Raw genomic sequence first — 22,946 nt, 5'->3', positions numbered from 1 at the left:
GACGACCCTCCGTGGTGCCCCCTTCGATCACTCTCGGCACGGACGCCACCCCAGCCGTCACCGCCAAGGCCGTGGAACAGCGCCTCCGGCGGGCCGGAATCCGGCTCACCATGGGCGGTGAGCCAACCCTGGTGCCGACCGACCCGGACGGGGCCGAGTGGAGCGTGGCCGCCGACGGCCCCACCAAACTGCGGTACGCCAGGGCCCTCGCCCGGGAACTGCAGCAGCGGGCCTGGCCCGGCAGCACGCTGCTTTATTGCACCGGCAAGCGCTACGACGGCGAGGTGAACCCCCGTTGGGCCCTGCGTCTGATCCTGGGGGCCGATGGCCATCCCCTGGTCCCCTGGCCCCAGGCGTCGGGGCCGTCCGGCACGCCCGCCGCCAGTCGCCCAATCCCCACGGCCGCTGAGGCCGAGCACCTGCTGGTGACCATCGGGCAGCAGCTGGGCTGCCCCGTGGAGCCCCTGCAGCTGCGGGATCCGCTGCAGGCCGACCGCCAGGTGTGGGCCGTGCCCCTCTCCTTCGAGCAGCACTGGCAGACGCTGACCTGGTCCCTGAAGCCCTCCCTGCGGCAGTTGAGTCCCGCCAGCGGCCCGGCGGGACTGCGCCTGCCCCTGGAGCACTTCCCGGAGGGGGGCCTGCGCCAGGTGCTCACCCTGGAGCGCGACCACGACAGCTGGGGGCTGTTCCTGCCGCCGCTGGCCCGGCGGCCGATGGAGCAGCTGCTGCGGGTGATCGCCCGCCACAGCGGCGGCTGTCGCCAGCCAGAGCTGAGCGGGGTCCTGCCCGTGGACAGCGACGGCCACTGGCAGGTGCTGGGACTGACGGCGGATCCCGGGGTGCTGGAGGTCAACCTGCCGGTGTGCCACACCTGGCAGGAGTACGCCGACTGGATCGAAATCCTGGAGGAGGCGGGCGAGGCGGTGGGCCTGCGCAGCTGGAAGCAGCACGGCCCCCGCAGCGAAGGCACCGGCGGCGGCAACCACCTGCTGTTCGGTGGGCCCAGCCTGGACACCAACCCCTTCTTCCGTCGGCCGGCCTGGCTGGTGGGACTCCTGCGCTTCTGGCAGCACCACCCGAGCCTGGCCTACCTGTTCAGCGGCCGCAGCATCGGCCCGGCCTCCCAGGCCCCCCGCCCCGATGAGGGCTCCGCCAGCCTGCTGGATCTGGAGCTGGCCCATCGGACCCTGGAGCAGCTGCCGGCGGGGGATCAACGGGTCGCCATCGGCGAGACCCTGCGCCACCTGCACGCCGACCGCAGCGGCAACACCCACCGCAGTGAGATCAGCTTCGACAAGTTCTGGAACCCCGCCTGGACGGCCGGCTGCCAGGGACTGCTGGAGTTCCGTGCCCTGGAATCGCTGCCGCACCATCACTGGACCAGCGCGGTGGCCCTGCTCTGGCGCAGCCTGGCGGCGCATCTGCTGGAACCAGACCATCGGCCCACCCGGCTGAAGGACTGGGGTCCGGTCCTGCACGACCGGGCCCTGCTGCCCAGCCAGCTCTGGGCCGATCTGGAGCAGATCCTGGAGCGGCTGTCCGTGGATGGCCTGCCCAACGATCCAGGCCCCCTGCGCGCCATCTGGGACTGGCGCTTCCCCGTGCTGCTGCACTGGCGCTCGGGAGACGCCGAGCTCACGGTCCGCCAGGCGCTCGAGCCCTGGCCACTGCTCTGCGACACCCCGGTGGAGGGTGGCAGCACCAGCCGCTTCGTGGACAGCTCCCTGCGGCGCTTCGAGCTGATCGCCAACCCGGAGTTTCGCCGGCAGTTCACGCTGGCGGTCCAGGGTCGCCCCCTGCTATGGCCCGCGGACAGCCAGGCGCCCGTGGCCCTCCGCTACCGCCACGACGCCCTCTTCCCCTGCCTGCACCCCTGCCTGCCGATCGATCTGCCCCTGCGGCTCGATCTCTTCGCCGCTGCCCAGGAGCAGGCGCTGGGCAGCTGGCTGCTGCGCAGCGAGTCCGATGGTTTTGAACCCCTCACCGGCGAAGGAACAGCCACAGCCCCCTCATTGGCCGGCCAAGCACCGCTGTGCGCTGAGTCAACGGGTTGGCACACCATCGATCTGCGCCTCTGAGCGGCGGCAGCACCTTCAGATTGTGTTCAACAGGCTCACGTTTGATTGCGTGAGCAAAGGCACACAAGCTGGGCGCTCCCGAACGGTCCTACAACCAGATCAGTTGGGAGCAGATCCATGGGCGGGCAACTTCACCTGGTTGGCCTCACGGCGGACGGATGCAGGATCGCCCGCGATGGCGGCGGTGGCTATGTGGTGAACCACGCCGACCAGGAGGGAAAATGGCAACGGGTGGCCAACCTGCCGGCGGCCTACGCGGCCTGCGAGCTGTTCACCCAGCGCGACGCCCTGGTTCTCCCCCGCCGCCGTCTGCGGGCCTGACCTGAGCCCGAACTACCAGCTCACCCCATGCAACTTCGGCAAGGGGGCCGTCTTGAAGGTGGTGGCGAACAGGCGCGGAATCAGGCGACTGTTGTACACGCGGAACTCACGCACCACGCTGGCTCCCTGGTCGCGCACGGCCTGATTCAGCACGACGGAACCATCGGGATCCGAGACGGAGCGATGGAAGGTGCCGGGGGGAATGCGCAGGATGTCGCCGCCCGTGTCCAGACGAACAATGTGGTACGGGTAATTCCAGCCGAAGTTCACCAGATAGAAGGTGCGGCCGCCATGCAGGGCCAGCAGATTGTCCTCCTGATGGGGATGCAGATAGAACTGCCAGGCGCCCGTCGTCTCCTCATCGGGGGGGCTGACGGCAGGGCCCGCATGGATCACCAGATCGCGGGCATTTGACTCGGCAACGGTGATATCAAAAAAACGAACGGAAGGGGTATCGCGGAACTTCTCGTAGGGAATGAGCTCGAACATGGGCGCCGTGCCTGGCGCCACCGATCGGCTCTCGTGGGACAGGGAATCCTGCTGGATGGGGGCGAGCGACATGGAACGGACGGCACGTGGCCGAAATCGATTGTCCAGTGAACCGGCCGATAGGGAGCGCCAACGTGTAGCGGGCTACAGAACAGCGGTGCGACAGACCAGTTCGCCAAGTGATCGAGCTCCGGCCGCCGCCACACCAGAGCCTTCCCTCAGGCGCCGCGCACCTGCCAGCCATCGATGCGATTGCGCATGCGCTCACCGGCACTGGAGCGCTTCGCCTCATACTCAAGATTGGCCACCTGGGCGCGCCCCCGATCCTTGGCCACGTAGAGGGCTGCATCCGCAGCGGCCATCAGTTTGGCGAGCTCGTAGCGAGAGGGACCATCGCTGGCCGCCAGGCCGATCGAGAGGGTCACCTTCGCCGACGCCTCAGGGCTGATCTGCATGTCGGTGCTGCGCACCTGGACCAGAGTGCGCTCGAGCATGGCAGTGGCCTGATCGGCCGGCAACTGCACCAGGATCACGAACTCATCGCCGCCGAGTCGGCCCACCAGATCGGCACTGCGCACGGAGCTGCGCAACAGGTCGGAGACGAGACGGATCACCTGATCGCCGGCGTCGTGGCCGTACGTGTCGTTGATCTGCTTGAAGCGATCCACATCGATCAGCGCCAGGGCCATCGGCAGCTGAGCGTCATCGGCGCGGCTGAGCATCTCCTCAGCGGTTTCCATAAAGGCGCGGCGGTTATAGACACCGGAGAGGGCATCCACCTGGGCCAGGCGCAGCAGCTCCGGGATCAGGCGCTGGCGCAGGCGCAGGATCAGGCCCACGCAACCGGCCATGAGCGGCAGCAGCCCCGCCAGGAACACGGTGAGGGTGAAGATGAGGGCTTCGCGGGCCGCCGGGCGGCCGTCGCTGACCGTGATCAGGGTGGCGCGGTCTCCATAGCGGCCGAGGCCTTCGAGCGCCAGCGGGTAGGGATGCATCGCCAGCACAGCCTCGCCGCCGATCCAGGGCAATCGGCCATGAAACACCAGCTCATCGCGGCTCAGGCAGGAGAGCAACGAGGAGGCGCTGGGACACTCATCGAACAGCTGGCGCAGCAGGCTCTGGGCCGGCAGCTGAAGCACATGGCTGAGCGGCAGACCCACCAGGGCGCTGTTGGAGGCCGCCAGCACCACGCCGCGCTGATCCACCACCAGAGCACTCTTCACCCTCTCCCCGGATGACGCTTCCTGCACCTGCCGCTGGAGGCCGTAGAGCGGTTCGTAGCTGGTGAGGCCGGCACTCAGCTGGCGCTGAACCTCATCGGATTCGTAGCGCAGCTGCCGCGCGCTCTGGTTGAGCACCACCACGCCTGCCACGAAAGCCATCAAGGCCGAGGCGATGGTGGCGGCCAGCCCCGCTTCCAACCAAAGGCTCTGGTACACCCGGCCGCGCAACAGGCCCGAACGACTGGCCAACTGCTTCCAGAGGGCTTGGATCATGGCGCCTCCAGGAACTGCGGATTCAGCACCGGCAACGGCGTGCCCGGAGCGATGCCACCGGAGCTGCGCATCAGAGTCGCCACCCTCCGCATCGTGCGGCTGACGGGCCCGTCAGGGGCCATCAGGGAAGGCTGATCGCCCAGGGAGGGGTAAGTCAGCCCACGCTCCGAGGCCTGGAACTGCTCCAGATCCAGCTGCTGGCGCTGCGCCATCACGGCCGCCGCCTGGCTGGGGTTGCGGCGGGCATAGTCACGGGCGGCCCACCAGGTCTGCACCAGGGCCGTCAACTCCTTGGGGTGCTCACGCGAGTAGGTCGGATCCACCGCCAGCACGTCCACGATCTCCCCGGGGATGTGCTTGCTGCTGAACACCTCGCGGATGGCCGGATCCTGGCTGAGGAGGGTGTCGTAAGGGTGATAGGTGACGATCGCATCGAGCTCGCCACTGCGCAGACGGGCCACAAGCCCCTCTGGCACGTCAACGTGCAGGCGCATCTGCTGGTTGAGCCGCCTGGGCTGATCCCCGAGGCTACGGGTGAGCAGGTACTCGGCGAGCACGGCGCGCTCCAGCCCCACCCGCTTGCCCAGCAACTGCTGAGGCGTGCTGATCGGTGCGCGGGCCAGGATCCGATCGGCACCGTTCGACTGGTCGAGCACCAGGATCAGCTGCGGGCAGCGAGCTGGGCGCTCATGGCAGATGGCCAGAGCCTCCGGGATGGTGGTGGCGATCACCTGCACGTCACCGCGCTCGAACGCCTGCCTCTGATCCAGCAGGGAGCTGTACTGGGCCACCTGCAGGTTGAGGCCGAAGGGCCGCGCCAGACCCTTGTCTTCCGCTAAGTAGAAGTACTCATAGGCGGGCCAATTGACGATGGCCAAGCGCAGCTCGGAGTGCGGGTGGCGCAGCCGCCAAAGCCCAGCCGCGGCGGCGACGACCGCGGCAGCTGCCACAACCAGCGGCTTCCAGGACAGTCCCCTGCGGGAGGGCTTCGGAGAGGAAGACATGGCCAATCCGTGATCTCAGCGCAGGGCGGCGGCAACAACGGCATCGCTCACCTTTGGCAACGGCGAGCCTGGCTTCACCAGGGTGAGGGATTCCTGAACCTGGCTGACCTTTCGTAGGGTGACCTCCAAACGCCCACCCGGCCGCAGGATCGCCAGCTGGTCGCGCAGATTGAAATAGCGCAACCCCTGCTCCGCCTGGGCGAAGGCCTCGGGACTGAGCCCTTCACGGCGAGCCATCAGCTCCAGCGAAGCCTTGGGCTGTTCTCGCCGCAGCCCATGGGCCGCCTGCCAGGCGCGCAGCAGGGCCGGCAGGGTGGCCTGCTGTTCCTCCAGCAGGCGGGGATCCACCACCAGCACATCGAAGACCTCGCCAGGGATGCGACTGCTATCGAACAGATTGCGCGCGCCCGCCTGCCGGACAGCCTGATCGCTGTAAGGGGGGAACAGGGCCGCCGCATCGATCGTGCCGCTGGCCAGGGCCGAGGGCATCGCATCCAGCGTGATGTTGCGCAGCTGCACGTCCTTGAGCGATAGCCCGTTCTGCTCGAGGGCCCGGCTGAGCACGTAGGGGCCGAGGGTGGATGGGGTCACCCCCACCCGCTTGCCGCGAAGCTCGGCCATAGCGGCGATGCCCGGCCGGGCCATCACCTGATCACCCCCCAGGGATTCATCCAGAACGAGCACCACCACCGGGCAGCGCTCCGGGGCCCGGGCGCAGATGTCCACAGCCTCCACGGTGGTGAGCTGAGCAAGGGCCAGATCACCGCGCAGGTAGGCATGCACGATCGCCTGGGGATCCACGAACTCCACCGTGCGCAGATCCAGACCGAAGGGCCTGGCCAGCCCCTTCTGCTCGGCGAGATAAAAGTATTCGTATCCCGGGAAATTCGACACCGGCACAGTCAGCGACTTCGACCCGCTGCTGCACCCTCCCGCCATGAGCGCCAGCAGGCCAAGAGCCGGCAGGATCAGTCGCCGGTGGCCCCTGAAATCCATGGGCTGTGGCGTCGACTGCCGGCATCCCCGCAAGCGCAGCAACGGCATGGGCGGGACCTCAAAACAATGAAAGCACGTAGCCAGCCGGCACGTAATCGTTATAAGAAGTATTCCACGTCTGCCGCTGACAGCGGTATGAATCGTTGCCATCGTGAAGCGCCCAGCACGGGAGCGCATTGGTCACTCCGCCAACGGCGCTGATGCCTCCCCGGCCACAGGGGCCTGCCGCCATTGAGTCCGAGCGCCAGCCGGGCCCACCACCGGCCTGGCTTGCCCTCCTTGCCGGGCTGGGCGTGCTGCTCAACGCATGGCCGCTGCCGCTGTTCTACGGCGTGCACCTGCTGCTGGGCTCGGTGCCGGCCACCCTGGCCCTGTTGCTGTGGCGGACGTGGTGGGCCGTGCCGCTGGGTCTGATGGCCGGCCTACAGACCTGGCCACTGTGGGGCCATCCCTGGGCCGTGCCGATTTTCACCCTGGAGATGGCGTGGCTCACCCTGGCGCTGCGTCGCTTCAACGGCCCCGCCGGCAAGGACGGGAACGGCCGGGTGGTGCTGTTCTCGATGGCCTACTGGCTGCTGCTGGGCTGCCCGCTGGTGTTTCTCTCCTATCGACTGATTCTGGGGATCGACCCCGCCAATGTGGTGGTGGTAGCGGTCAAGCAGGCCTTCAACGGGGTGTTCAACACCGTGGTGGCCTTCTGCATCCTGATCCTGGTGCTCGGACTGCAATCCCGGCAGCAGCGCGGACCTGGCGTGTCGCTGCGGGGGGTGATCGTGGCCACGACCCTGCTGGCGATCACCCTGCCGAGCCTGCTCACAAGCCTGGAGGCGGGCCATCAGCTGGAGATCGCCGTGCAGAGCGGTGCCCTCGACGGGCTGCGTACGGTGAACCTGGCGATCTCGCGGGCCAGCAGCCGCGACAAGACCACGCGCCTGCTGATGGATCAGCTGGGCGAGTCAATGGCCTACCGGCGCATCAACGCCGATGGCCCCATCCTGAGCTCCAACCCCGCCCTGTTTCAACGCCTCGACAGCGAATTCCGGGACAGCGGTCGCCAGAGCGTGCACCTCAGCGAGCTGGCCCTGCTGATTCCGCGCGCCAAGGGCCCAGCCCTGCGCAAGTGGGTGAACGGCTACTGGAGCTACAGCCGCCAGTACAAGGCGGACGATGGCAGCACCTACCTGATACAAGTGGTGGAGCCCTCCCGTGCGGTGGTGATCCGCATGCAGGAGCAGAGCACCAAGCTCCTGCTGATGACGTTCGCGGTGGTGCTGGCGGGCACCTTCTCGGGCCTCTGGCTGGGGCGCCGCTTCGAACAGGAGTTTGGCAACGTGCTGCGGCCCCTTGAGCAGCAGCGCGATCAGATCCAGCCACTGCGGCTCTCTGCCCTGATCGAGCTGCGCGACCTGGCCACCCTGATCAACCACCGCATCCTGCAGGTGAGCAGTCTGAGCGCCCGGCTACGGCAGGCCAACACCACGCTGCGCCAATCGCGGCGGGAACTCAAGGAGCTGCTGCAGTGCGACCCCCTCACCGGCTGCGGCAACCGCACCGCCCTGAAGCAGAGGCTGCAGGAGGAGGTGGATCGCTGCAGCCGTAGCGGCGAACCGCTCAGCTGCCTGATGATCCACGCCTCGAACCTGGCCGTGATCCGACGCGAGCACGGCCGCCAGGCCGCCGATGCCCTGACCCAGGGTCTGGCGCAGGCCGCCCACAGGCGGCTACGGCACACCGATCACCTCTACCGCTGGCAGGACAACACCTTCGTAGCGCTGGTGATCGGCTGCTCGGCTGATGACGCCCGCAAACTTGCCTGCGTGCTGCAGCAGGTGATGGACTCCGTGCACATCACGCCCACTACTGCGGTGGGCCCAGGGGTGCCGCAGGATCTGTGCACGCGGGTGTGGATCGGCCACAGCAACCTGCGGCCCGGGCAGGACTCGCCGGACGCCCTGCTGCGGCGCGCAGAGGAGGACCTCCAGGACCCCAGAACACGCGTCTGAGGTCAGAACGGGATCGGCATTTCCGCATCGGCGGGCTCGGGGGCACAGGCGGGCACCCGCTCGTTGACCATCGCGCCGATCACCACGATCGAGGGAGAGCCGAAGCCCTCGGCCTCCACCCGATCAGCGAGGTCGCCCAGGGAGGCCACCAGCTGCCGCTGGCCCCGCACCGTGCCCTGCTGCACCACCGCCGCCGGGGTGGCGGGATCCAGGCCACCGGCCATCAGCTCGGCGGCGATGCGGCGCAGGTTGTGCAGGCCCATGTAGATCACCAGGCCGTCGCTGCTGCGGGCCAGGCCCTGCCAGTCCACGCCGGGGCGGGCCTTGTCGATCTCCTCGTGGCCGGTCACGAAGGTGACGCTGGAGCCGGCGCGGCGGTGGGTCACCGGGATGCCGGCGTAGGCGGGGGCCGCGATCCCCGCCGTGACGCCGGGCACCACCTCCACCGCGATCCCGCGCTTCGCCAGGTGGGCGGCCTCCTCGCCGCCGCGGCCGAACAGGAAGGGATCGCCGCCCTTGAGACGGACGATCGTGGCGTGGCGGCTGGCCAGCTCCACCAGCACGGCGTTGGTGCTGGGCTGGGGCACGGAGTGGTGGCCGCGGCGCTTGCCCACGAAGTGGCGCTCGCAGTGGGCCGGCACCAGATCCAGCAGGGCCCGCGGCACCAGCGAGTCGTAGACGAGGGCATCGCACCGGCTCAGCAGCCGGTGGGCCTTGAGGGTGAGCAGCTCGGGATCGCCCGGGCCCGCCCCCACGAGGTACACCTTGCCGCCACCCGAGGACTCCTGCCCACTCATGGCAGCACCTCGAGGGCGTCGATCAGGAACTGGCGCACGGGGGCTTGCTGCAGCAACGGGGGATGGAGCCGGACGGGGGGCTGGCCGGGGAGCTGAGGGCAGGGATCGGCGGCCCTGGCGGCGGCCTGGAGGGTCTCGCTGAGCCGGTTGCTGGCCAGGGTCATCGGCAGCAGCGCCACTGGACTGGGTCCCGCCAGCGGCAGCTCCCGAGCCTGGGCACTGTATGGAGTGGCGAGACCCGGCGCGGCCAGCCGGCGGGCGAGATGGTCCAGATAGCGGGCGGCCAGCGGGCCCTCCAGCGGGTGGTGCAGCCAGAGGGGATCGAGGCCCGCCTGGCGATCGGCAGCGCAGCGGCCCGCCAGCTGCCGCTGCCAGGCGGGCCAGGCCCCGAGGAACGGCAGGCGCCGCAGGGCCACCCCCGCCGGGCCCGCCAGGCCGCGCCAGCGCCCGGCGATGGCCGGCAGGTCGTGGCGGACGTGGCCGCCGGGGAGCAGCAGCAGGGGCACCAGCGTCAGGGCTCCGGCCGCCCGGGCGGCGGCCCAGAAGGCGGCATCGGCGTCGGGCGCTGGGGCGGTGAGGGCCTGCAGCAGCACCGGCGCGCCGCGGCGCGCCGCCAGATCCCGGGCCAGGGCCTCCAGCTCGGCGGGGATGCGGCCGCCGCTGCGGCCGTGCACCAGCAGCACCAGGGGCGAGAAGCGCAGGCGCCGGCCGAGGCGCGCCCGCACGCTGGCCTCCAGGGGGCGACGCGCCAGGCGATGCAGCAGGGGCTGGCCAGCCGGCAGCCGCGCCAGCAGGTCCACCGCCTTGGCCGCCAGGGCCGGGTCGAGATCCTGGGCGAGCCGGGCCAGGGCCTGGCCGAGGGGCGCCTGGGGCCAGGCGGCCAGCCCCAGGGCCAGAGCCTCCAGAGCCACCCGCCGCAGCGCCAGCGGGGCCGGATCCAGGGCCAGGCGAATCAGCAGGGCGGCGTCCTGCCCCTGCCGCTGCTGGCCCAGCAGCGGCAGCAGATCGAGCAGGACCAGGGGCGGGGGCTCCAGCGCCGGGACCCGCAGCGCCGCGGCCGGCTCCGCCAACGCCTGGACGACGGCGGCGCGCAGCCGCTGCGCCACCCGCGGCTCGCGGCAACGCCCCAGCGGGGCCAGCCAGACGGGCTCGAGGGCGCAGGCCGCCAGCAGGGGCTCCAGCCAGGTGGCCGCCACCACCCCATCGACCCCCGGCAGCTCGCGGACCAGGGCCTGCCGCAGCGGCTCCGGCCCGTGGCGCCGGGCCAGGGCGAGCAGGCGCTGGGCACCGGAGCGGTCCACCAGGACCACGAGTGCCGCCAGCAGGTCGGGCTCAGGATCCAGATCTCCCCGCTCCAGGCGCTCCAGCCAGGGCTGCGGATCGGCGCCGTGCCGCCGCAGCCGCTGGAGGAGCAGCCAGCGGGCCTCGCTGCCCGGCTCGGGCAGGGGCTGAGGGGCTTCAGGCTGGGGGAGGGCCTCAGGCACCCGCGTGGGGGCGGCGGCAGCCCCCACCCTGGCAGCCGCGGTGGGGCTGGCGGCGGGGCCGATGCCAGCAGGGCCCAGGGCCCAGCGGCCGGAGCCCGGCGGGTGCTTGGCAGAACGGATGGGGGGACCTAGCACGGAGTCACGGGCGGGAGCGGGGCATGGGCGGACCAGGCGGTGCGGGCACGGGCTGGACTGAAAGCGACTGCCGGGGGAACGGCGGCGGGGTGGGCCGTTTTGAGGGCAGCTTTGCCGAGCGCAAGGAGCAGCAGCTGGTGCTCCTGCTGGTGCGCCAGCTGGCGGCGGCCCAGCAGGCGCCGGCCGCCACGCCCCTCATGGAACGGCTGTGGCAGGAGGTGGCGGCCCTGGAGATCGACCCGGAGCGGATCACCGCCCTGCTCTACGGCGGCCACGACGTGACCGATCGGCAGGTGCTGCAGACGCTGGACGACGCCTGGCGGCACTGCAGCGTCCCGCGGCGCCAGGGCGTGGGCTGGTGGCCCAGCAGGCGCCGCAGTCTCAGGTCCCCGGCCGGCGGCGGGCACCGAAGCGCTCCACCAGCAGCTGCTCAAGCACGTCGGGCAGCTGGCTGAGGGGCACGGGCTTGCCGTGCAGTTCGGCCAGCGCCGGCTCGGCCCCCAGGGATCCCCCCAGGAAGATCTTGGCGGCCTCCACCATCTGGCCCTCGTGGCGGGCCTTGGCCCCCATCAGCCCGATCTCGCCCATGTAGGGCTGGCCGCAGGCGTTAGGGCAGCCGGTCCAGTGGCTGCGCAGGGGATGGGGCAACTCCAGGCGCCGCTCCAGCTCCTCCACCACGGTCTGGGCGGTGGTTTTGGTGGGGATCAGGGCGAAGCTGCAGTAGCGGCTGCCGGTGCAGCTCACGGCCTCCGCCTGCAGCGGACCGGGCTCAGGCCGCAGGCGCTGCAGCAGCGGTTCAGCCAGCAGGGCCTCCAGCTGCTCGCTGGGGATGCCCACGAGCAGCACGTTCTGGGCCTCGGTGAAGCGCAGTTCGCCACTGCCGTAGTGGCGGGCCAGGCGGGCCAGCTCCAGCATCGCCTCGGCGTCGAGGCGGCCCATCGGCACGTGCAGGCCCAGCCAGTGCAGCCCCGGCTGGGCCTGGGCGTTGACCCCCAGCCCGGAGCGGGGGGGCTGGTTCACCCGGTGGGAGCCGTCGTGGGGGAGCGCCAAGGTGGCGGCGCGCTCGGCCGGGGACCCAGCGACCGCACCGGCCCCCACAGCCTCGGCCAGCACCGCGGCGAAACTGGCCAACAGCTCGGCGCGGTAGGCCTCCAGACCCAGGTCGTCGATCAGATAGAGCAGGCGGCTGCGGTTGCGGGCGGCGCGGTTGCCGTGGCGCTCGAAGTGGCGCAGCACCGCCAGGCTGAAATCGGGCAGCTGGGCGCCGCGCAGCCACAGCCCCAGCGGGATCGCCAGGGCGTTGCGCTGGGCGGAGAAGAAGCCCCCCACCATCACCGTGAAGCCCAGTTCGCCGTCGCGCTCGGCCGGCAGGAAGGCCAGGTCGTTGTGCAGCAGGAAGCTGTCCGGGGCGCCGCCCACGGCCACGTTGAACTTGCGGGGCAGGTTGCGCGGCCCGCCCGGCCCCAGCAGCCGCGCCTGGATCGCCTCCACCAGCGGCCGGGTGTCCACCAGCTCGTCGGGGTCGATGCCGGCCAGGGGGTTGCCGGTGATGTTGCGGGGGTTGTCGTGGCCGGACTGGCGGCTGGTGAGGCCAACGGCGGTCATCGCCTCCACCAGAGGAGCCATGTCCTCCAGCAGCAGGCCCCGCAGCTGCAGGTTCTGGCGGGTGGTGATGTCGGCGCTGCCCTCGGCCCCGCAGCGATCGACCGCCTCGGCGAGCACGGCCAGCTGATCGGCCTGGATCACGCCGTTGGGCAGCCGCAGCCGCAGCATGAAGCGACCGGGGGTGACGGGCCGGAAGAAGATGCCCAGCCACTTGAGGTGAATGGTGAGGGTGGCCTCGTCGAGGGCCTCCCAGCCCTGGGAACCCAGCTCCGCCAGGCGGGGCTCCAGGTCGAGCCCGCAGAAGGAGGCCTTGGCCTGCTCCACCTTGCTGAGCTTCTCAGGGCCGGAGGCGTCTGCCACGGCAGCCCCAGGCCCTGGGGCCGCGGCCAGCGGCGATTCGGCCTCGGGAGCAGCAGACGCCATGGACAGACCGGCCAGCATGCGGGAGTGACAATGTGGCGGCGGCACCCCGCCCCCCGTGTCACAACCGCTACCGATGACCCGCACCGGCACGACACCTGGCAGCGGCAGCGACACCACCCTTGAGGCCACCCCTGGGGCCGCCGCCGGCAGCACCGCCCTGCGGGCCGAGGGCCGCGACACCCGCCGCCGCCAGGAACGACGCGGCGAGCTCGGCCCGGCTCGGGCACGCTTCCGCGACCTGCTCGGCAAGGTGGGCAGCGGCGAGCACACCAGCACCGGGCTCGACCGGGCCGAAGCCTGCGAGGCCATGGACCTGATGCTGACTGGCGAAGCCAGCGACAGCCAGCTCGGTGCCTTCCTGATCGCCCACCGCATCCGCCGGCCGACGCCGATCGAGCTGACGGGCATGCTCGACAGCTACCGGGACCAGGGCCCGGTGCTGCAGACCCCGGGCCGCCGGCCCCTCTGCTTTGGCGTTCCCTACGACGGCCGCAGCCGCACGGCACCGCTGCTGCCGCTCGTGGCCCTGGTGCTGGCGGCGGCGGGCCAGCCGGTGGTGCTGCACGGCGGTGCCCCCATGCCGGTGAAATACGGCGTGACCCTCGCCGAACTGTTCGCCGCCCTGGGGGTGGAATGGCGCGGGCTGACCCTGGCAGCGGTGCAGGAACGGCTGGAGCAGCAGGGGCTGGCGCTCACCCACCAGCCCGACCACTTCCCTGCCGCCGAGCGGCTGGTGCGGATCCGCGAGGAGATCGGCAAGCGCCCGCCGGTGGCCAGCCTGGAGCTGCTCTGGACCCCCCACCAGGGCGATCACCTGCTGGTGAGCGGCTTCGTGCACCCCCCCACCGAGAGCCGGGCCTGGGAGGCGCTCCAGGCCGCCGGCGAACGGGACGTGCTCACCGTCAAGGGCCTGGAGGGCTCAACGGACCTGCCCACCACCCGCGCCGCAATCACGGCCCGGCTGCGGGATGGCGTGCCGGAGCGGATCCTGCTGCATCCCCGCGAGCACGGCATCGACGCGGACGAGGTGCCCTGGAGCGACCTGGAGCAGTGGCAGGACCAGGCCCTGGCCGCCCTCGCCGGCGAGGGCCCGCTGGCTGCGGCGCTGCGCTGGAACGTGGGGGCCTACCTCTGGTTCGCTGGGGAGCTGGAGTCCCTGCCCGCCGCCCTGGCCCAGGCCGAGGCGTTGCTGGCGGCCCGCGCCGGCCTGGCGGCCCTGGAGAGGCTGCGTCCATGACCCCCCTGCACGACCAAGGCTTCGGCTTCGAGGCCGACTTCATCGCTGACCTGCGCTGCATTCCGATGGCGGTGCGGCGCAAGCTGGACCTGGCGGGGGTGAAGCTGAAGCTGGTGCACTGGCACGGCCTCAGCGACACGGAACGGCAGCGACTGCTGGCCTGGCCCGACGATGGGACGGCCATCGCCGCGCTCAGGACCTGGCTGCTGACGCGAAGCACCACGCTGCCCCAGGGCCCGGCCGGGACCCTGGAGCCCGCAAGCGGCGCCGACTGGCAACAGGCCGAGACCGTGCCCGAACCGCTGCGGCAATCGCTGCATCAGCTAGGGCTCGAGCTGGATGCCCGGCGCTGGGGGCAGCTGAACGAGCTGCAGCGCTTCGCCCTGCTGAAACTGAGCCACCCGGGCCACGAGCACCGCAACCTGCCGCGGGCCCTGGAGGAATTCCAGGGCCCCTGAAGAGAGCGAGCCGCAGGCCATCGCTCGGCTTTGGTAGCCATCGGCACAAGAGCCCAGGGAAGAAGCCATCGGCGTATCCGGACCATCCGGAAATCGGTAGCCAATGTGACGCTTGCAAGGGCCTTCGTCGTGGTGTTCTGGATCCCGTTGGTCAGCCTGTGCGCCAACGACGCGTGTCACCGCCCGGGTGCGTTACGTCCCGCGGTGATGGGTTTCGTGCCGGGGCTCCCAGAGAACGACCCCCCACTGTCCTGAGGCCGATGCCGTGGTGCATCGGCTGACTCCGTCCTGCACTCCGCAGCTCTTCCCCTCCATGGCCCAATTTTCCGCCCGCTTGTCCCGCCGCCAGGTTCTGGTCACCGGCCTCGCCGCCACCGCCGGCCTGACGCTGCAGCTGGCCGGCAGCCTCAGCCTGGCGCCGGCCCAGGCCCAGACGGCCCCCGGCAAGCCGGAAACCACCGCGGTGAATCTGGGCTTCATCGCCCTCACCGACGCCGCTCCCCTGATCATCGCCAAGGAGAAGGGCTTCTTCGCCAAGGAGGGGATGCCCGGCGTGGAGCTCAAGAAACAGACCTCCTGGGCCGTCACCCGCGACAACCTGGAGCTGGGCGGCAGCCGCGGTGGCATCGACGGCGCCCACATCCTCTCGCCGATGCCCTATCTGCTCACCACCGGTGCCATCAGCAAGAGCAAGAAGCCGGTGCCGATGGCGGTCCTGGCCCGGCTGAACACCCAGGGCCAGGGCATCTCCGCCTCCAAGGAGTTCCTGGGCGCCAAGCTGAAGATCAAGGCCAGCAACCTCAAGAAGGTCGTCGCCCAGAAGAACAGCAAGGGCGACAAGTTCAAGGCTGCCGTCACCTTCCCCGGCGGCACCCACGACCTGTGGATGCGCTACTGGCTGGCCGCCAATGGCGTGGATCCCAACAAGGAGGCCGATCTGGTGGTGATCCCGCCGCCGCAGATGGTGGCCAACATGCAGTCCGGCACGATGGATGTGTTCTGCGTGGGTGAACCCTGGAACGGGCGCCTGGTGAACAAGAAGCTGGGCTATACGGTGGCCCAGACCGGTGAACTCTGGAAGCAGCATCCCGAGAAGGCCTTCTCGATGCGCGCCGACTGGGTGAAGAAGAACCCCAACGCCACCCTGCGGCTGCTCAAGGCCGTGCAACAGGCCCAGAAATGGGCCGACAACCCCGCCAACACCCGGGAGCTGGCCAAGATCCTGGCCCAGGACAAGTATGTCAAGGCCACCGTGGCGGATCTGCTGCCCCGCCTGCAGGGCAACGTGGACTACGGCGACGGCCGCAAGGTGAAGAACTCCCCCTACAAAATGCAGTTCTTCGCCAACAACGCGTCCTTCCCCTACAAGAGCCACGACACCTGGTTCGTGACCGAGGACATCCGCTGGGGTTATCTGCCCAGAACCACCAACATCAAGGCTCTCGTGGACCGCGTGAACCGCTCTGACCTCTGGCGCGCCGCCGCCAGGGCCAACGGCTACAAGGAGATCCCCAGCAGCGATTCCCGCGGTGTGGAGACCTTCTTCGACGGCGTGAAGTTCAACCCCGCCAACCCGAAGGCCTACCTCGACAGCCTCAAGATCAAGGCCCTCAAGTGAGCCTCTGAGCTCCGGTGCAGGCTGGGGAGTGGCAGGCAGGCCATCCCCCGGCCCCCGCATCACCGCGTCTCCTGCGCCCGCCAGTCACGGCAGACCACCTCCGCCCCCCCAGCTCCGCCCCCATGTCCTCCGCCCTCGCCACCCCCCGCAGCCAGCGGCGACCGCGGGCCACCTGGCTCCACTCCCCCCTGGTCAACCAGCTGAAGGCCCCGGTGGTCTGCATCGGCCTGACCCTGCTGCTGTGGCAGCTGCTGTGCCTCGGCAATACCGAGGGGTTCCCAGGTCCGATCCAGGTGATCAGCCAGACCTGGGATCCCTACATCAGCAAGCCCTTCTATGACGACGGCGGCACCTCCAAGGGCATCGGCCTGCAGATCCTGATCTCGCTCCAGCGCGTCGCCATCGGCTACACCCTGGCGGCGGTCGTGGGTATCTCCGCCGGCATGGCGATCGGCCTCAATGCCTTCCTGCGGCGCGGCTTCGACCCGCTGATCCAGGTGCTGCGCACCGTGCCGCCCCTGGCCTGGCTGCCGATCTCCCTGCTGCTGCTGCAGCAGGCCGACTCCGCCGCGATCTTCGTGATCTTCATCACGGCGGTGTGGCCGATCGTGATCAACACCGCCGTGGGCATCCGCGAGATCCCGCAGGACTACACCAACGTGGCCCGGGTGCTGCGGCTGCGCAAGCGCAGCTATGTGCGCGACATCCTGCTGCCGGCCACGGCCCCCTACGTGTTCACGGGCCTGCGCATCTCCGTGGGCCTGGCCTGGCTAGCGATCGTGGCCGCCGAGATGCTCAAGGCCGACGGCGGCATCGGCTTCTTCATCTGGGACGCCTACAACGCCGGCGGCGACTCCAGCACCAGCCAGATCATCCTGGCGATCCTGGTGGTGGGCCTGGTGGGCCTGGCCCTGGACCGGCTGGTGGGTCTGGTGGGCGACCGCGTCGCCGCAGGGGGTCGCTGAGATGCCGGGCCTGATCACCGTCGACGCCGTCACCCAGAGCTTCCCGCTGGCCGGCGGCGGCGCCTACGTCGCCCTGCGCGACATCGACCTGGACATCGCCGAGGGCGAATTCGTCTCCCTGATCGGCCACTCCGGCTGCGGCAAGAGCACGCTGCTCAACCTGCTGGCGGGCCTGACCCGCGCCAGCGAGGGCGGGATCCTGCTGGATGGCCGCGAAGTCACCAGCCCCGGCCCCGACCGGATGGTGGTGTTCCAGAACTATTCGCTGCTGCCCTGGCAGACCGTCCGCCAGAACATCGAGTTGGCGGTGCGCAACGTGCTCACCGAGCTCAGCCCCGTGCAGCAGCGCGAGCGGGTGGATGCGCAGCTCTCGCTGGTGGGGCTGGCCGCCGCGGCCGACAAGCACCCCGGTGAACTCTCCGGCGGCATGAAGCAGCGGGTCGCCATTGCCCGGGCCCTGGCGATCCAGCCGCGCTTGCTGCTGCTGGATGAACCCTTTGGCGCCCTCGACGCCCTGACCCGCGGCAACCTGCAGCAGCAGCTGATGCAGCTCTGCCAGGCCAGCGGCATCACCACCGTGATGGTGACCCACGATGTGGACGAGGCCCTGCTGCTCTCGGACCGGGTGGTGATGCTGACCAACGGGCCGGAGGCCCGCATCGGCCAGATCCTGGAGGTGCCGCTGCCCCGGCCGCGCCAGCGGCTGGAGGTGATGGAGCACCCCGACTACTACGCCCTGCGCAGCGAGCTGATCAGCTTCCTGCAGCAGCAGCGCCGGCTGCGCCAGCGCAAGCAGAGCCTGGGCCAGGGCAGCCTGCAGAGTGGCGCCCCGCGCAGCACCGGCTCGCGCGCGGCGACGGGTGCCGGCGTCACCAGCGTGCGCATCGGCTACCTGCCCGGCCTGGACAGCGCCCCCCTGGCAGTGGCGCTGGAGCGGCAGCTGTTCGACCGCGGGCGGCTGCGGGTGCTGCCGGTGCCCTTCAGCCGCTGGCAGCAGCTGGAGGAGAAGCTGATGGCGGGCGAGCTGGAGGCGGCGATCACCTCGGCCACCACCCCCCTGGCCCTCAGCCTCGGCCTGCACGGCCAGGTCCCCTGGCCGGCGATCACGCCGATGACGGTGACCCGCAACGGCAATGCGGTGTGCCTGTCGCGGCGCTTCCTGGACCAGGGCCTGGGCGACCTCACCGCCCTGGTGCAGCGGCAGCGAGCCGGCGAGTCACCCCTGCGGGTGGCGATCGCCCAGCGGGGCAACATGCAGGAACTGCTGCTGCGCCACTGGCTCGCCAGCGGCGGCCTCGATCCCGACCGCGACCTGCAGCTGCGCACCCTCTCGCCGATGGCGATGCAGGCGGCGCTGCGGGCAGGGGAGATCGACGGCTTCATCGCCGGTCGCTACCGGGTGGCCAAGGCGGTGGAGGACGGGCTCGCCTACGTGGTCGCCACGGACCGCGACATCTGGCCCGCCCATCCGGAAAAGGTGCTGACCTGCCACGAGGGCTGGGCCGAGAGCCATCGCCAGGCCCTGCTCGACCTCTGCGCCGGCCTGCTGCAGGCCGGCCTGATCTGCGACGACGGCGGCCAGCGCCCCGCCCTGATCGGCCTGCTCAGCGACCCCCAGTGGCTGGGCCCCAGCTCCGCCCTGGCCCTGCAGCGCCAGTTCGACTTCGGCACCGGTGAGCAGTCGAGTGATCGGCTGCTGCTGAACCGCTACCACGCCGATCGGGCCCAGGTGCCCGACCAGGCGGAAGGGGCCTGGATGCTCAGCCAGTTCAGCCGCTGGGGCTGGTGCCCCTTCCCCAGCAACCGGCTGGAGCTGCTGAGCCAGACCTACCGCGGTGATCTGTACGAAGCCGCGATGGCCCAGGCCGGTCTGCCCTGCCTCTGGCCGGAGCGCCAGCCCTTCGCCCTCGCCGATGGCCGTCGCTTCGACCAGGACGCGCCCCTGCGCTACCTCGACGGCCTCCCCTTCAGCGCCACCCCCACGGTGGAACCGGTGACCCTGCCGCCGGCCACCAGCCCTCGCCCCCTCGCCGCCAGCAGCGATGCCCGCCATGCTTGACACCGGCACACCCAACGTCTCCCCGGCGGGTGCCGTTCCCGCAGCCACCACAACCGGCGCCACCCCGGGGGCCTTCCTCAGCTTCGACGGCGTCGGCCAGGTGTTCCAGACCCGCCGCGGCCCCTTCGAGGCCCTGCGCGACATCAACCTGGAGGTGCAGCAGGGGGAATTCCTCTGCGTGATCGGCCACTCCGGCTGTGGCAAGAGCACCCTGCTGAACATGGTGTCGGGGTTCCTCACCCCCAGCAGCGGCCGGGTGAGCCTGCGGGGGGCACCGATCGAGCGGCCCGGGCCCGACCGGATGGTGGTGTTCCAGAACTACTCGCTGCTGCCCTGGAAGACGGTGCAGCAGAACGTGGAGCTGGCGGTGAAGGCCGCCCGGCCGGAGTTGAGCCCCGGGGCCCGGGCCCAGGTGGTGGAGCACCACCTGGAGATGGTGCACCTGCTCGACGCCCGCCACCAGAAGCCGGCCCAGATCTCCGGCGGCATGCGCCAGCGGGTGGCGATCGCCCGGGCCCTGGCGGTGAATCCGGCCGTGCTGGTGCTGGATGAGCCCTTCGGCGCCCTCGATGCCATCACCAAGGAGGAGCTGCAGGAGGAGCTGCTCGCCATCTGGCAGGAGCAGCGCCCCACGGTGCTGATGATCACCCACGACATCGACGAGGCCCTGTTCCTCGCCGACCGGATCGTGATGATGACCAACGGCCCCTCGGCGACGATCGGCGAGATCCTCGACGTGCCCTTCGATCGCCCCCGCCGCTACGAGACGATCCAGCAGGATCCCCGCTACGGCCAGCTGCGCAACCACGCCCTCGACTTCCTGTTCCGCCGCTATGCCCACGATGACGACTGAGTCGGTGGCGATGGCCATGGGGATGGGCCTGCCGGTGCCGACCACGCTGCGCATCGCCCCCGGCCACACCGTGCTCCTCGATGCCGCCAGCCTGGAGCGCAGCAGCATGGAGCTCAGCCACTGCCTCAGCGTGGCCCAGGGCCTGTTGCGGGTGGCCGTCTCCGGCCCGGACGTCGAGGCCCTCGACAGCACGTCGATCACCCTCGGCTTCCTGCAGGCCGGCGATCAGCTCCCCCTCGACCTGCTGCGCCGCAGCCGCTTCCACCTGGAGGCCCTCACCCCCGTGCGCCTGGAGGAGGGCGGCGGCCTGCTGCCCCCCGAGGGCGCCACCTCCCTGCACGACTGGACCGTGGCCCTGCTGCTGATCCGCCATCTCGGGGAAGCGGAGCAGCGGCTGGCGGCCCTGCTGCAGCTGCTGGTGGAGCGGCTGGGCCACCGCTGCGGCGACTGGTACGAGCTGCCCCTGCACCTCAGCCACCAGCGCCTGGCCGAGCTGGTGGGGCACACGCGGGTCACGGTGACGCGTCAGCTGTCCAAATGGCGCCAGGCGGGTCTGGTGGCCGGCGACACCAACGCCCAGGGGGGTCTGCGGCTGGCCCCGGACCTGGTGGAGGCCTGATCAGGCCCCGGCGGGTTCCAGGCACACCGCGGCGGCCTTGAGTTCGGGCTGCCGGGAGATCGGGCAGCCCAGGTCATGCATCAGCCGGTTGGCCTCACAGGCATTGGCCTGGGAGGCGCCCCAGTGCATCGGCAGGAACACCGTGCCGGGGCGGATGCGGTCGGTGATCTGCACCTTGGCGGTCACGGCGCCGCGGCGGGAGCGGATCCGCGCCCGTTCGCCATCCACCAACCCATGGCGCTCGGCGTCGCCGGGATGGACCTCCAGCAGCGGCTCCGGGTGGGCCTTGGCGATCCGTGCCACGTGGGCGGTGCGGGTCATGGTGTGCCAGTGGCCGAGGTAGCGGCCAACGGTCAGCACCAGCGGGTAGGCGTCGCAGGGGGGTTCGGCGAGGCCCAGGGGCGCATCGGCGACCAGGCGGGCGCGGCCCGTGGGGGTGGGGAAGCGCGCGTCGGTGTAGAGACGGGCCTGACCGCCGCCGGGGGCGGTGCCGGCGGGGAAGGGCCACTGCTGGGGGCCGTGCTCCGCCAGCAGGGCGTGGCTGAGGCCCCCGTGGTCGCAGAGGCGGCCGGCGGTGATCGCCGCGAACTCGGCATACACCTCGGCGCTGGAGCCGTAGCTGAACGCCTCGACGAAGCCCAGACGCCGTCCCAGCTCGGCGAAGACGGCCCAGTCGGGACGGGCCTCACCCGGGGGCTCACGGAAGGCGGCACAGAGGGTCACGCGCCGCTCGGAATTGGTCATCACCCCCTGCTTCTCGCTCCACTGGGCCGCGGGCAGCAGCAGGTGGGCCACGGCGGCGGTCTCGGTGCCGGCATAGGCCTCGCTCAGCACCACCAGCGGGCAGTTCAGGGCCGCCGCCCGCACCCGATCCAGCGAGGGCATGCTCACCAGGGGGTTGGTGGCCGCCACCCACCACAGCCCCAGCTCCCCCCGCTCCATCGCCTCGATCTGCTGCCACACCGCCAGCCCCGGCTCAGGGGCGATGGAGCCGGGCGCCAGGTCCCAGTGGCGCTCCAGCTCGGCCCGGTGCTCGGCCTGGGCCACGGCGCGATAGCCCGGCAGCAGATGGGCCAGGCCTCCAGCCTCGCGCCCGCCCATGGCGTTGGGCTGGCCGGTGAGCGAGAAGGGCCCGGCGCCGGGCCTGCCGATCTGGCCGGTGAGCAGGTGCAGGTTGATGATGCCGCCCACGGTGGCGGTGCCCTCCACGCTCTGGTTCACCCCCATCGACCAGAGACTGAGCAGGGCGTTGCCGCCCCCGCAGGCCGCCGCCGCCGCCCGCAGGTCGGCTTCACCAATGCCGCACAGACGGCTCACCCGCTCCGGCGTCCAGGGCTGCACCAGCTCCCCAAGCGCCTCAAACCCTTCGGTGGCCTGGGCGATGAAGGCGCGATCCAGGTCACCCTCGGCGATCAACAGATGGGCGAGGCCATGCAACAGGGCCAGGTCCGTGCCGGGACGGATCGCCAGGTGCAGATCGGCGGCGTCGCTGGTGGCGGTGGCGCGTGGATCCACCACGATCAGCCGGGGCGTGGTCTTCTGCTTGCGCCGGCGCTTCAGCAGCCGCTGGAACAGCACCGGATGGCACTCGGCGGTGTTGGTGCCGATCAGCAGCACCGTGTCGGCGAGGTCGAGGTCGTCGTAGCAGCAGGGGGGGCCATCGGAGCCGAGGCTGCGGGCGTAGCCGGCCACCGCCGAGCTCATGCACAGCCGCGAGTTGGCGTCGAAGTTGTTGCAGCCCAGGGCCCCCTTGAACAGCTTCTGGGCCAGGTAGTAGTCCTCCGTGAGGAACTGGCCGGAGCCATACATCGCCAGGGCACCGGGACCGCGCGTGGCCAGCTCGGTGGTGATGCGCTCCACCAGCAGCGCGAAGGCCTGCTCCCAGCTGATCGGCGCGAAGGGCTCATCGCGGCTGGCGCGGTAGAGGGGTTGGCGCAGGCGGTTGGGGGCGAGGGTCTCGCCCACGGTGGCGCCCTTGACGCACACCTGACCCAGGGAGGAGGGATGCAGCCGGTCGCCGCGGCTGGTCCAGGGGAGAGCCCCGATGTCCGGAGGCGTGGTGGCGCCAGGGCCTCGGCCGCTGGGACTCTCGTCGTCGTCGCCGGCCAGCTCCTCCCTGGGGGCCGGAGGCCGCAGCTCCAGGCCGCAGCCCACGCCGCAGTAGGGGCACTGGCTGCGGGCACCTGGGAGGGTGGACGAACTCAAGCGGCGGCGGCGCGGTGCTGCATTCGACCAAGGCGCCGGAGCCGCAGCGGTGTCGGTTGCTACGAACGCCACGCACCCCCGCTCGCGAGGATCACACCCCA

The 22,946-nt window shown here is 70.9% G+C and carries 19 protein-coding genes; 11 read left to right on the top strand and 8 right to left on the bottom strand.

Annotated features, from left to right (window positions below; all coding sequences use genetic code 11):
• Window positions 1-11: 11 nt before the first annotated feature.
• The gene (locus tag ACLV7J_RS13050; protein WP_411869503.1) at window positions 12-2,078 is read left to right on the top strand and encodes a transglutaminase family protein; all 2,067 of its coding nucleotides are present in this window, start codon (window positions 12-14) and stop codon (window positions 2,076-2,078) included.
• A gap of 117 nt (window positions 2,079-2,195) precedes the next feature.
• Window positions 2,196-2,399 (top strand): hypothetical protein, encoded by a 204-nt coding sequence (locus ACLV7J_RS13045; protein ID WP_411869502.1) that lies wholly within the window; start codon window positions 2,196-2,198, stop codon window positions 2,397-2,399.
• Window positions 2,400-2,411: 12 nt separating this feature from the next.
• Here the strand turns inward: ACLV7J_RS13045 and ACLV7J_RS13040 are convergent, their stop codons facing one another.
• The 4 genes from ACLV7J_RS13040 to ACLV7J_RS13025 form a co-directional block, all read right to left on the bottom strand.
• Window positions 2,412-2,888, bottom strand: a complete 477-nt coding sequence (locus tag ACLV7J_RS13040) for a redox protein (protein WP_411869537.1) — start codon at window positions 2,886-2,888, stop codon at window positions 2,412-2,414.
• Window positions 2,889-3,106: 218 nt separating this feature from the next.
• Window positions 3,107-4,384 carry a diguanylate cyclase gene (locus ACLV7J_RS13035; RefSeq protein WP_411869501.1) on the bottom strand — a complete coding sequence of 426 codons (1,278 nt, stop codon included), beginning with the start codon at window positions 4,382-4,384 and terminating at the stop codon, window positions 3,107-3,109.
• On the bottom strand, window positions 4,381-5,388 hold the full coding sequence (locus ACLV7J_RS13030) for an ABC transporter substrate-binding protein (RefSeq protein WP_411869500.1): 1,008 nt from the start codon (window positions 5,386-5,388) through the stop codon (window positions 4,381-4,383). Before ACLV7J_RS13030 ends, ACLV7J_RS13035 begins: the two co-directional genes overlap by 4 nt.
• Before the next feature lie 15 nt (window positions 5,389-5,403).
• Window positions 5,404-6,282, bottom strand: coding sequence for an ABC transporter substrate-binding protein (locus ACLV7J_RS13025; protein WP_411869499.1), 879 nt, complete (start codon window positions 6,280-6,282; stop codon window positions 5,404-5,406).
• A 395-nt stretch (window positions 6,283-6,677) separates the two neighbouring features.
• Between ACLV7J_RS13025 and ACLV7J_RS13020 the strand changes: the two genes are divergently transcribed.
• Entirely contained in the window at window positions 6,678-8,387 is a 1,710-nt protein-coding gene (locus ACLV7J_RS13020; RefSeq protein ID WP_411869498.1) for a GGDEF domain-containing protein, read from the top strand.
• A gap of 2 nt (window positions 8,388-8,389) precedes the next feature.
• Here the strand turns inward: ACLV7J_RS13020 and cobA are convergent, their stop codons facing one another.
• Window positions 8,390-9,184 carry a uroporphyrinogen-III C-methyltransferase gene (cobA, locus tag ACLV7J_RS13015; RefSeq protein WP_411869497.1) on the bottom strand — a complete coding sequence of 265 codons (795 nt, stop codon included), beginning with the start codon at window positions 9,182-9,184 and terminating at the stop codon, window positions 8,390-8,392.
• Window positions 9,181-10,803, bottom strand: coding sequence for a CbiX/SirB N-terminal domain-containing protein (locus ACLV7J_RS13010; protein ID WP_411869496.1), 1,623 nt, complete (start codon window positions 10,801-10,803; stop codon window positions 9,181-9,183). Before ACLV7J_RS13010 ends, cobA begins: the two co-directional genes overlap by 4 nt.
• Before the next feature lie 23 nt (window positions 10,804-10,826).
• Between ACLV7J_RS13010 and ACLV7J_RS13005 the strand changes: the two genes are divergently transcribed.
• Window positions 10,827-11,258: a hypothetical protein gene (locus ACLV7J_RS13005; protein ID WP_411869495.1), complete on the top strand. Its 432-nt coding sequence runs from the start codon at window positions 10,827-10,829 to the stop codon at window positions 11,256-11,258.
• Here the strand turns inward: ACLV7J_RS13005 and ACLV7J_RS13000 are convergent.
• The gene (locus tag ACLV7J_RS13000; protein ID WP_411869536.1) at window positions 11,185-12,768 is read right to left on the bottom strand and encodes a ferredoxin--nitrite reductase; all 1,584 of its coding nucleotides are present in this window, start codon (window positions 12,766-12,768) and stop codon (window positions 11,185-11,187) included. The two genes, ACLV7J_RS13005 and ACLV7J_RS13000, sit on opposite strands and share 74 nt — an antisense overlap.
• A 136-nt stretch (window positions 12,769-12,904) precedes the next feature.
• Between ACLV7J_RS13000 and ACLV7J_RS12995 the strand changes: the two genes are divergently transcribed.
• From ACLV7J_RS12995 to ACLV7J_RS12965, 7 genes are all read left to right on the top strand, one after another.
• Window positions 12,905-14,068, top strand: coding sequence for an anthranilate phosphoribosyltransferase (locus ACLV7J_RS12995; protein ID WP_411869494.1), 1,164 nt, complete (start codon window positions 12,905-12,907; stop codon window positions 14,066-14,068).
• Window positions 14,065-14,526 carry a nitrate reductase associated protein gene (locus ACLV7J_RS12990; protein WP_411869493.1) on the top strand — a complete coding sequence of 154 codons (462 nt, stop codon included), beginning with the start codon at window positions 14,065-14,067 and terminating at the stop codon, window positions 14,524-14,526. The genes ACLV7J_RS12995 and ACLV7J_RS12990 overlap by 4 nt, the downstream gene beginning before the upstream one ends.
• Window positions 14,527-14,839: 313 nt before the next feature.
• The gene (locus tag ACLV7J_RS12985) at window positions 14,840-16,144 is read left to right on the top strand and encodes a CmpA/NrtA family ABC transporter substrate-binding protein (protein ID WP_411869492.1); all 1,305 of its coding nucleotides are present in this window, start codon (window positions 14,840-14,842) and stop codon (window positions 16,142-16,144) included.
• A 122-nt stretch (window positions 16,145-16,266) separates the two neighbouring features.
• The gene (gene ntrB, locus ACLV7J_RS12980; RefSeq protein ID WP_411869491.1) at window positions 16,267-17,109 is read left to right on the top strand and encodes a nitrate ABC transporter permease; all 843 of its coding nucleotides are present in this window, start codon (window positions 16,267-16,269) and stop codon (window positions 17,107-17,109) included.
• Between the two features lies 1 nt (window position 17,110).
• Complete coding sequence (locus ACLV7J_RS12975; protein WP_411869490.1) at window positions 17,111-19,168, top strand: nitrate ABC transporter ATP-binding protein; 2,058 nt, start codon at window positions 17,111-17,113, stop codon at window positions 19,166-19,168.
• Window positions 19,161-20,021, top strand: a complete 861-nt coding sequence (locus ACLV7J_RS12970; RefSeq protein WP_411869535.1) for an ABC transporter ATP-binding protein — start codon at window positions 19,161-19,163, stop codon at window positions 20,019-20,021. The genes ACLV7J_RS12975 and ACLV7J_RS12970 overlap by 8 nt, the downstream gene beginning before the upstream one ends.
• Window positions 20,011-20,640 (top strand): helix-turn-helix domain-containing protein, encoded by a 630-nt coding sequence (locus tag ACLV7J_RS12965; RefSeq protein ID WP_411869489.1) that lies wholly within the window; start codon window positions 20,011-20,013, stop codon window positions 20,638-20,640. The genes ACLV7J_RS12970 and ACLV7J_RS12965 overlap by 11 nt, the downstream gene beginning before the upstream one ends.
• On the opposite strand, the gene ACLV7J_RS12960 is transcribed toward ACLV7J_RS12965, so the two are convergent.
• Window positions 20,641-22,845, bottom strand: coding sequence for a molybdopterin oxidoreductase family protein (locus ACLV7J_RS12960; protein WP_411869488.1), 2,205 nt, complete (start codon window positions 22,843-22,845; stop codon window positions 20,641-20,643).
• Between the last annotated feature and the right edge of the window lie 101 nt (window positions 22,846-22,946).

The organism is Vulcanococcus limneticus LL (genome assembly GCF_943369875.1).
GTDB classification, from domain to species: domain Bacteria; phylum Cyanobacteriota; class Cyanobacteriia; order PCC-6307; family Cyanobiaceae; genus Vulcanococcus; species Vulcanococcus limneticus_A.
The sequence above is the reverse complement of the archived record's forward strand: the minus strand, read 5'-3'. Positions and strand labels throughout refer to the sequence as shown.